Here is a 9,256-nt window from a genome sequence, read left to right on the forward strand (position 1 = left end):
CGATCGGCGAGGGTCATGGCTTCCAACTGGTCGTGCGTCACATAAAGGCTTGTGGTCTTGAGCCGGCGCTGCAGCTTCTTGATTTCGACACGCATCTGCACGCGCAGCTTGGCGTCGAGGTTGGACAGAGGTTCGTCAAAGAGGAACGCCGCAGGTTCGCGCACAATGGCGCGGCCCATGGCGACGCGCTGGCGCTGACCACCCGAGAGCTGGCGCGGTTTGCGCTCGAGCATCGGCCCGATCTCGAGAATATCGGCGGCCTCTTTCACGCGACGGTCGATTTCCTCGCGCGGCGTGCCGCGGTTTTTCAGCCCATATTCGAGGTTTTGGCGCACCGTCATGTGCGGATAGAGCGCGTAGTTCTGAAACACCATGGCGATATCGCGCTCGGCGGGCTCGGCTTTAGCCACGTCGCGGCCGGCGATCTCGATGCGGCCGGAGGTGACTGATTCAAGCCCGGCTACCATGCGGAGCAGGGTGGACTTGCCGCAGCCCGAGGGGCCGACGAGGACGATGAGCTCGCCGTCCTTGACCGAGAGATCGATGCCTTTGACGGCCGGAACGGAGCCGTAGTTTTTCTTGAGGTCAACCAGGTTGATCGTGGCCATGGCTTATTTCTCCGTTTCCACGAGGCCTTTGACGAAAAGGCGCTGCATGAAGATGACGACGAGGACGGGGGGCAGCATGGCCAGCGTCACTGCAGCCATGACGAGGTGCCAGCGCGGCTCGCTATCGGCCGTTGCGGCCAATCGCTTGATGCCCATGACAACCGTGTAGTAGCGGCTGTCGGTGGTGACGAGCAGCGGCCAGAGATACTGCACCCATCCATAGATGAAGAGGATGACGAAGAGCGCCGCGATATTTGTGCGTGAGAGGGGCAGGAGAATATCGCGGAAGAACTTCATCGGACCGGCGCCATCGACGCGAGCTGCTTCCAGCAGTTCATCCGGAACGGTGAGGAAAAACTGGCGGAAGAGGAACGTTGCGGTCGCCGAAGCGATCAGCGGCAGGGTGAGGCCCACATAGGAATTGAGCAGCCCCAGGTCCGCCACGACCTTGAAGGTTGGGATGATGCGCACTTCCACGGGCAGCATCAGGGTAATGAAGATGATCCAGAAGGCGACAAGCCGGAACCGGAACCGGAAGAAGACGATCGCATAGGCCGAGAGCAGGGATATCGTGATCTTGCCGATGGCAATGATGATGGCGATGACCAGTGAATTGGTCAGCATGATCCAGAGCGGTGGCGCGCCGGCCGTGGAAATGCCTTCGGTGAGCATGGTCCGATAGTTGTCGATCAGATGCGGCCCGGGCAGCAGTGGCACGAGGCCACTCAGAAAGTCGCCTTCGCCATGGGTCGAAGCGATGAAGGCGAGATAGACCGGGAATGCGACCAGCACGACACCGATGATCAACACCAGATGGGTCAGGAAGCTGAGGAAGGGGCGATTTTCTACCATTTGTGCTCGCTCCTAGTACTGCACGCGCCGCTCGACATAGCGGAACTGAATGGCGGTGAGGGCGATGACGATCAGCATCAGCACGACCGATTGCGCGGCTGAAGAGCCAATGTTGAGCCCGAGGAAACCGTCGGCATAGACCTTGTAGACGAGGATGTTGGTCGCCTGGGCGGGGCCGCCTGCCGTTGTGGCGTCGATGATGCCGAAGGTGTCGAACATGGCGTAGTTGATGTTGACGATGAGCAGGAAGAACGTCGTCGGCGATAGCAACGGAAAGACAATGGTCCAGAACCGCTTGAACGGACCCGCGCCATCGATGGCTGCTGCTTCTGTGAGCGATTGCGGCACCGATTGCAGGCCAGCGACGAAGAACAGGAAGTTATAGGAAATCTGCTTCCAGCTGGCGGCGATAATGACCAGCAGCATGGCGTGATTGCCATCGATCCGGTGGTTCCAATTGATCCCGACGCCCCGCAAGAGATAGGGCGCGATACCCACGGAAGGGTTGAACATGAACCACCACAGAATACCGACGACCACCGGGGCAACCGCATAGGGCCAGACCAGCAGCGTCGTGTAGAGCCGGTTGGTGCGCAGCACGCGGTTGACGGCCACGGCCAGGAGCAGGGACAGACTCATCGAGAACACGGTCACCGAAATGGCAAAGACCAGCGTGTTCCCCGCCGCATTGAGATAGCTGGGGTCTGCGAAAAGCCGCTTGTAGTTGTCGAACCAGATGAACGTGGTCTTGAACCCGAACGGGTCCTCGCGCTCGAAAGACGATTTGACGGCCTGCAATGCGGGCCAGATGAAAAAGATCAGCGTCACGGCAAGCTGCGGGGCCAGCAAAATGTATGGCAGCAGCTTGTTTGGAAAAATGGTGCGCTTGGTTTGCATGGGCCGAACTCCCCCAAGAGGCCGATTGTTGTTGTTCCGGCGGCATTGAGGCGCCGCCGGTTGGACCGCCCCGACCGAACTGGTCGGGACGATCCGGGGAGGATCAGCTGTTGGCGGCTTCGAACTCGCGCAGGATCACGTTGCCGCGTTCGACGGCAGCGTCGAGGGCTTGCTGCGCGGTCTTGTTGCCGGCAAGCATGGCTTCGAACTCTTCGTCCACTACGGTGCGGATCTGGGTGAGGTTGCCGAAACGAACGCCCTTGGAATTGGCAGTCGGGGTGCCACGGGTGATCTGGTTGATGGCAACGTCCGAACCCGGATTGGCGGCATAGTAGCCCTGCTCCTTGCCCAGCTCATACGTGGCATTGGTGATCGGCAGGTAACCGGTCGTCTGGTGCCAGCCCGACTGAATTTCCGGTCGGCTCAGATAGGTGAAGAACTGGGCTACACCCTTGTAGACTTCCGGGCTCTTGCCATTGAGCGCCCAAAGCGTTGCGCCGCCGATGATCGAGTTCTTGGGCTCGGTCGTGACATCGTCATAATAGGGCAGGGGCGCAAAGCCGACTTCGAAGTCCTTGGAATTGTTGATGACGCCAGCGCGGCCTGCCGAGGAGTTCATGAAGATCGCACATTCCTGCGCATAGAACTTGGGCGCAGCATCCGGACCGCCAACGGGTCCGCCATACTTGAAGATCCCTTCGTCAGCCCATTTTTTCAGGTTGGTCCAGTGTTTGGCCTGCACGTCGCCGTTGAACGTGAATTCGGTGCCCAGACCGCCAAAGCCGTTCTCGAGCGTCCCGAAAGGCTGGTCGTGGAGAGCCGAAAGGTTCTCGGTCTGGATCCAGCTCACCCAGGCCGTCGTAAAGCCACAGGGCGCGGCGCCGGATTCGAGGATCTTGCGGGAGAAGTTTTCGATATCTGCCCAGGTCTTGGGCGCGACTTCCGGATCAAGGCCCGCTTTTTCGAACACGGTCTTGTTGTAGTACATGATCGGGGTCGAGGAGTTGAACGGCATCGAGAGGATGTTGCCGTCCGTGTCCGAATAATAGCCGGTCACCGGCGCGAGGAAGCTTGATGGATCCCAGGGTTCGCCATTGTCGGCCATGAGTTGGTAGACCGGATAGACGGCGCCTTTGGCCGCCATCATGGTGCCCGTACCCACTTCGAAGACCTGCACGATGGCCGGTTGTTCGTTGGCACGGAAGGCCGCGATGGCTGAGGTCAGCGTCTCGGCATAGCTGCCCTTATAGGTCGGAATGACCTTGAATTCGCTCTGGCTGGCATTGAAGCCGCTGGCGATTTCCTCGAGCTTCTTGCCAAGCTCGGCATCCATGGCATGCCACCAGGCAATTTCCGTCTGCGCGGCAACCGGAGCGGCCGACAATACGGCAGCCAGGCCCGCGGACAGGAACAAAACGTTCTTGAACATTCTCACTCCCTTGAGTTTTTGGCCGAGGCCTCCCCGCCTCGTGCTTCCAAATTCGTATCAGTCGATCCGCGCTTTGCAATAGAAAAATGTTCAAATGAACATTTTGAACTGTTCGGATGGTCAAATTTCGGCCGTTTCAACGTGCGAAAGTCCAGTATCCCTAGGCATCTCTGCAGGTGGGTTGCATGACACTTTTGCACAGCAGTGCAGCGGGCTGTTGCGCTGCGTATGTTCATGTGAACATGATGGCGAGTCAGAGTCGTATTTGGGCGGGGGAGGCCTGATGTACTTCATCATCGTCCATCTGATGGCGGCCATCGTGCTCCTTTTGTGGGCGGTGCGCATGGTGCGCACGGCGGTGGAGCGGGCCTATTCCGCCCAGCTCAAGCGCACCCTTGCGCATGCCGAGCGCAGTGCTTTTTCGGCCGCGCTGGTCGGCACCGGCATGGCCGTAGCTTTGCAGAGTTCCACGGCCGTCGCCGCGCTCGCCTCCAGCTTTGCTTCGGGCGGATTGCTGGCGGGCAGCACGGGCCTGGCGCTCATGCTCGGGGCCTATTTCGGCTCGGCGCTCGTTGCCAGTGTTCTCTCCTTTGACCTAACCCTGCTGACGGCGCCGCTGATCATCGTCGGCGGCACCCTCTTCATGCGCGCCAATGACCGGCAAATGAAGCAGCTCGGCCGCATGATCCTGGGCGTTGCTTTCGTGCTGCTGTCGCTCGAAATGGTGTCGCAGGCGACCGCGCCCTGGCGCGACAGCGACGTGCTGGCCGTCGCCATCAACTATCTGCGCGGCGATCCCTGGACCGGGTTCATCGTCGCCGCCGTCATTACCTGGCTCTCCTATTCATCCGTCGCCAGCGTGCTCGTCATCATCACTTTCGGCGCGGCCGGCGTCATTCCGTTCGAAGTCGCCGCCTCTCTGGTGCTCGGCGCCAATCTTGGCGGCACGCTCATCGCCTTCGGCATGACGCGCGGTGCCGATGTGCGTGCCCGTCGCATCGCCATTGGCGCATTGCTCTTCCGCGGTGGCGCGGCGGTGATTTGTCTCGTGGCTATCAACGTGCTGCAGGTGCATACGCTCGGCCTGCCGGGCAATGTCGGCCAACAGGCGAGCCTTTTTCACAGCGCCTTCAACCTTATCGTCATGATCCTGGGCCTGCCGCTGGTTGGCCCCGCGGCGCGCCTTCTTGACCGCGTGGTAAGCGATAACGCCGACGAAACGGCCGACATTGCCCGCCTTCGCCGCCCCGCGCTCGCTGCCGGCCCGCAGGGCAATGTCGATGCTGCCCTCGCCAGCGCCACGCGGGAACTGCTGCGCATGAGTGAAATGGTCGAAGTCATGCTGCAGCCGGCGATGGAAATCCTCAAGGGTGGCGACAAGGCAGCGATCCGGCGCGTCAAGGCGCTGGAGCCCGAGGTCGACCGCGCCAATGCCTCGATCAAGCTTTTCCTCGCCCAGCTCGATTGGGACCAGATGGACGAGGCGCAGGCAAGCCGAGCTTCCGATCTCAGCACCTTTGCCATCGGTCTCGAGCAGGCCGGTGACATCATTGCCCGGCAATTGCTGCGCGTTGCCGACCAGCTGGCCGACCGGCATCTGACTTTCTCGCCGCAGGGCTGGCAGGAACTGCTCGACCTGCACGCCCGCGTGCTCGGCAATTTGCAGCTCGCGCTCAATGTGCTGGTGTCAGAAGATATCGAATCCGCGCGTCAGCTTGTGGCGGAAAAGGATGCCGTCGGTGTGCTGGAGCGTCACAGCATGAACCAGCATTTTGCGCGCCTGCGCAAGGGCGACCCGAACAGCTTCGAGACCAGCGAACTGCACCTGCAGACGGTCCGCTCGCTGCGCCACATCAATTCACTGCTGTGCGGGGTGGCCTATTCGATCCTCAGCGACCAGGGCGAACTTCTGGGCTCAAGGCTCGCCAGAGGTCCGGGTCAATAAGGAGACCACGCGCTCTGCTACTGCAGAAGCGCGTGCTGTTCCGAGCGCTTGGCGCGATCGAGGGCCTTGGTCGCGGTGGCAAAGGCTTCTCGGCCACCATCGGTTTCGAACACGGCGCCGCCTATGGTCACGCCCAGCCGCGAGATCCCGCCGGCCGTCATGAAAATGGTGTTGTCCACCGATTCAAGAATACGGTCGCAAGTCGCCTGGCCGGCCTGTTGCGGCGCGCCGCGCAGCAGCACTGCAAAGCGGAAGCCATCGACATGGGCCAGTAAATCGTCCGAGCGAACGGCCTGGCGGATGGCCTGGGCCAACCAGGGCAGGATTTCCGCTGTTTTATCGTGATCGTCGTTGCGGACCCGGTTGGAGCGTTCGCTGAGGTCAATGACGAGCAGAACACCGGGAGCCTGAGCCTGCTCGGCATCCAGCATGGTCTGGAAGCGATCCCAATAGAGAGCGCCGGTTATCGGGTCGATGTCATCCGGGCCGATATCGATCAGCGGCCGGGGTACGACCGCACGACGATCCGCGGTATCTTCGTTCTTTCCGTCAAACCAACTGAACCAGGACTTGGCCATGTTCAACCGCCTCCGAGAGCATCATGTACTCAGTGATAACCCATACCTATCAACCCATACTGACAGAAAATGATGGAGTTTTATTGATTGATTTCATGCGCTGTTTGCATTTCAGATCAATACATCAAATTTTATCAGAATTGGGCAACTCAACTATATTGCGTGATTTTGCGGAATGTTGGCGCGGTTCATCATTGATGGCCTCTACGTCGCTACCGAACATATGCAGGTGCGAAATAGACAAAATTGCGCACTCCCGGGGATGCTTCGGTCAGAGCGGTTTTGAGGCGAGCTTTTGCCTATCCACTGGAAAAGTCAGAGATTTTGGTCGCCTTCGACAGGTGACTTAAGAGGGAGGGGGCGTTTCGGTGGAGGAAGGCTGGGGGACGGTGAATTCGTTCGTGTGGGCCGCAGAGTGAACGATGACCGTGGCGCAGCCGAAGGCGTAGCTGCCTTTTCGAACAAGACGTTCTGCCGGGGAATCCGGTCGAAATTCATTAGATGACTTCGGCAGCCATCTCCGCTTGGCCTGGCAATAGCACCCGCCCGGCGGCAAGATTGCTGAGAAAGCGTGCGAGATCAGGCTCGTGCGCGAGGTGGGCGGCTTCTTCTGTCGTCACCCAGCGGCGTCTGCGCTGACCCTTTTCCTTCCAGCCCTTGCGCTCGCGCGTGACGGTCAGAGGGAAGATGAGGGCCTGGCCCGGCGCGCTCGTACCATTGCCGAAGAGCTTGGAATATCGATAGGAGCCGATGGCGTGTGCGTCGATCTCGCCCTCGACGCCAGCCTCTTCCAATGCCTCCTGCCGCGCGGAATCCGCGTCGCTCAATCCTTTGATCGGCCAACCCTTTGGCAGCATCCACTTGCCGTTGTTGCGCGATGTAATGAGCAGTACCAATACCGCGCCATCGCTGTCGCGCCGCCAGGGTAGGGCGGCAACCTGGTGACAGAGTATTGGGACGGCGGAGGCCGCTGGTGCCATTGGTTGATCCGGAAATGCAGCGACTCAAGACAGGAAAAGTTTGCGCGCCATTTCCTCAAAACACAATGCACACGTGTTCAACCATCGCTGTGCGGGTGAAATGCCGGTGCAAACTGCGCCGGGCTTAGAGCGGTGATCTGGTGCTCAATGAATGACGGCGCGCCTCATTCATCCCCGAGAGACTTGAACTGCGACGTTGATCGCGCTTGCGGCGATGGCGCGCTTTGCAATAATCGCGCGAGGGATAAGGTGATACGAATGGCTGCGCGACAAGAGAACACTGCGACCCGGCTCGACGATGCCGCCCGCGCCGGCTGGCTCTACTACGTTGCCGGCAATACGCAGGAAGAGATTGCCGCCAAGATGGGCATTTCGCGCCAGTCGGCGCAGCGTCTCGTCTCGCTGTCCGTCAGCGAAGGGCTGATCAAAGTCCGTCTCGATCACCCCATCGGCCGCTGCATGGATCTCGGTGCGCGCCTCAAATCCCGCTTTGCGCTCGATCTCGTCGAAGTCGTCCCCTCGGACCCGGCCAGCGACTCCACTACCATCGGCGTGGCCGAAGCGGGGGCCACCGAAATCGAGCGCTGGCTGATGCGCCCTGATCCTATCACCATGGCCATCGGGACCGGCCGTACGCTGAAGGCCGCGATCGAGCAGATCCAGCCGATGGAGTGTCCGCAACACAAGGTTGTGTCCCTCACCGGCAATATCGCGCCAGATGGCTCCGCCGCTTTCTACAACGTCATCTTCAACGTCGCCGATCTCGTGAAGGCCCGCAGCTTCCCCATGCCGCTGCCGGTTATCGCCTCGTCCGCGGCAGAGCGCGAAATGCTGCATCGCCAGCCGATGATCAAGGCAACCGTTGCCCTAGCGGCGGAGGCCAATGTGACCTTCGTCGGTATCGGTGATCTCGGAGCCCAGGCGCCCCTGCTGCTCGACAACTTCATTTCCGAAGCCGACCACAAGATGCTGCAAAAGGCTGGGGCGGTCGGCGAAATCTGCGGCTGGTGTTTTGATGCCGAAGGGCGGCTCATCGAGGGGCTGATCAATGATCGTGTCGCCTCGGCCCCCATTCCCTCGCGCGAAGCCAGCCTCGTTGTCGGCCTCGCCATGGGACGGCAAAAAGCGCCAGCCATCCGCGCCGCGCTCAATCGGCGCCTCGTCAATGGCGTCATCACCGACGAGCGCACTGCCGAGTCGCTACTGGCTTAGTTCCGGGCATTCGCCCATTCACGGCGCGTTTTGTCTAAACGCTGTCCGCGCTGATTTTCCTGATCTTCCGGAGATGTGAGGTACGTGCGGCAGCAGTTCGCCGCGCGACCCCTATTGACATATTTGCTCGGCCGGTGAACATTTGCTCACGACAGGAGCAAAAACTCGCTTCGTCTTGGGAGGACTTCAATGAAACTGACACCCCTTTTCGTGGGCGCGATGACGCTTGCCCTCGTTGGCTCCGCTTCGGCGCAGACGCTGACCATTGCCACCGTGAACAATGGCGACATGATCCGCATGCAGGGCCTGTCTTCAGCCTTCACCGAAGAAACTGGCATTGCGCTCAACTGGGTCGTGCTGGAAGAAAACACGCTGCGCCAGAACGTCACCACCGACATCGCCACCAATGGCGGCCAGTACGACGTCATGACCATTGGCACCTATGAGGCGCCGATCTGGGCCAAGCAGAACTGGCTCAAGCCGCTCGATGCGCTCTCTGCCGATGCCGCCTATGACGTCGACGATCTGCTGCCCGCCATCCGCGGTGGCCTTTCGGTCGATGGCAAGCTCTATGCGGCCCCGTTCTACGGCGAGAGCTCCTTCATCATGTACCGCAAGGACCTGATGGAAAAAGCCGGCCTGACCATGCCCGATGCCCCGACCTGGGAATTCATCGGCAAAGCGGCCCGCGCCATGACCGATCGCGCCAATGACATCAACGGCATCTGCCTTCGCGGCAAGGCCGGCTGGGGCGA

At 60.5% G+C, this 9,256-nt stretch carries 9 protein-coding genes; 3 read left to right on the forward strand and 6 right to left on the reverse strand.

Going from position 1 to position 9,256, the window contains the following annotated elements:
- The 4 genes from J0I64_RS06285 to ugpB all read right to left on the reverse strand — a co-directional run.
- A partial coding sequence (locus J0I64_RS06285; protein WP_291406747.1) for an ATP-binding cassette domain-containing protein occupies positions 1-608 on the reverse strand: 608 nt, incomplete at its 3' end.
- A gap of 3 nt (positions 609-611) precedes the next feature.
- Positions 612-1,460 (reverse strand): sn-glycerol-3-phosphate ABC transporter permease UgpE, encoded by an 849-nt coding sequence (gene ugpE, locus J0I64_RS06290; RefSeq protein ID WP_291406748.1) that lies wholly within the window; start codon positions 1,458-1,460, stop codon positions 612-614.
- Positions 1,461-1,472: 12 nt separating this feature from the next.
- Positions 1,473-2,357, reverse strand: a complete 885-nt coding sequence (gene ugpA / locus J0I64_RS06295; RefSeq protein WP_291406749.1) for a sn-glycerol-3-phosphate ABC transporter permease UgpA — start codon at positions 2,355-2,357, stop codon at positions 1,473-1,475.
- Between the two features lie 103 nt (positions 2,358-2,460).
- Complete coding sequence (gene ugpB, locus J0I64_RS06300) at positions 2,461-3,786, reverse strand: sn-glycerol-3-phosphate ABC transporter substrate-binding protein UgpB (protein ID WP_291406750.1); 1,326 nt, start codon at positions 3,784-3,786, stop codon at positions 2,461-2,463.
- 283 nt (positions 3,787-4,069) lie between these two features.
- Between ugpB and J0I64_RS06305 the strand changes: the two genes are divergently transcribed.
- Positions 4,070-5,731: a Na/Pi cotransporter family protein gene (locus J0I64_RS06305; protein ID WP_291406751.1), complete on the forward strand. Its 1,662-nt coding sequence runs from the start codon at positions 4,070-4,072 to the stop codon at positions 5,729-5,731.
- Between the two features lie 17 nt (positions 5,732-5,748).
- On the opposite strand, the gene J0I64_RS06310 is transcribed toward J0I64_RS06305, so the two are convergent.
- Both J0I64_RS06310 and J0I64_RS06315 read right to left on the reverse strand, forming a co-directional pair.
- A complete protein-coding gene (locus tag J0I64_RS06310; protein WP_291406752.1) occupies positions 5,749-6,309 on the reverse strand; it encodes a diguanylate cyclase in 561 nt (186 codons plus the stop codon).
- A 497-nt stretch (positions 6,310-6,806) separates the two neighbouring features.
- Positions 6,807-7,289 carry an NUDIX hydrolase gene (locus J0I64_RS06315; RefSeq protein WP_291406753.1) on the reverse strand — a complete coding sequence of 161 codons (483 nt, stop codon included), beginning with the start codon at positions 7,287-7,289 and terminating at the stop codon, positions 6,807-6,809.
- Positions 7,290-7,547: 258 nt separating this feature from the next.
- Between J0I64_RS06315 and J0I64_RS06320 the strand changes: the two genes are divergently transcribed.
- Positions 7,548-8,501 (forward strand): sugar-binding transcriptional regulator, encoded by a 954-nt coding sequence (locus J0I64_RS06320; RefSeq protein ID WP_291406754.1) that lies wholly within the window; start codon positions 7,548-7,550, stop codon positions 8,499-8,501.
- A 189-nt stretch (positions 8,502-8,690) separates the two neighbouring features.
- Positions 8,691-9,256 (forward strand): extracellular solute-binding protein (locus tag J0I64_RS06325; protein ID WP_291406755.1); only part of this gene is annotated, 566 nt, incomplete at its 3' end.

Source organism: Devosia sp., assembly GCF_017307565.1.
GTDB lineage: Bacteria > Pseudomonadota > Alphaproteobacteria > Rhizobiales > Devosiaceae > Devosia.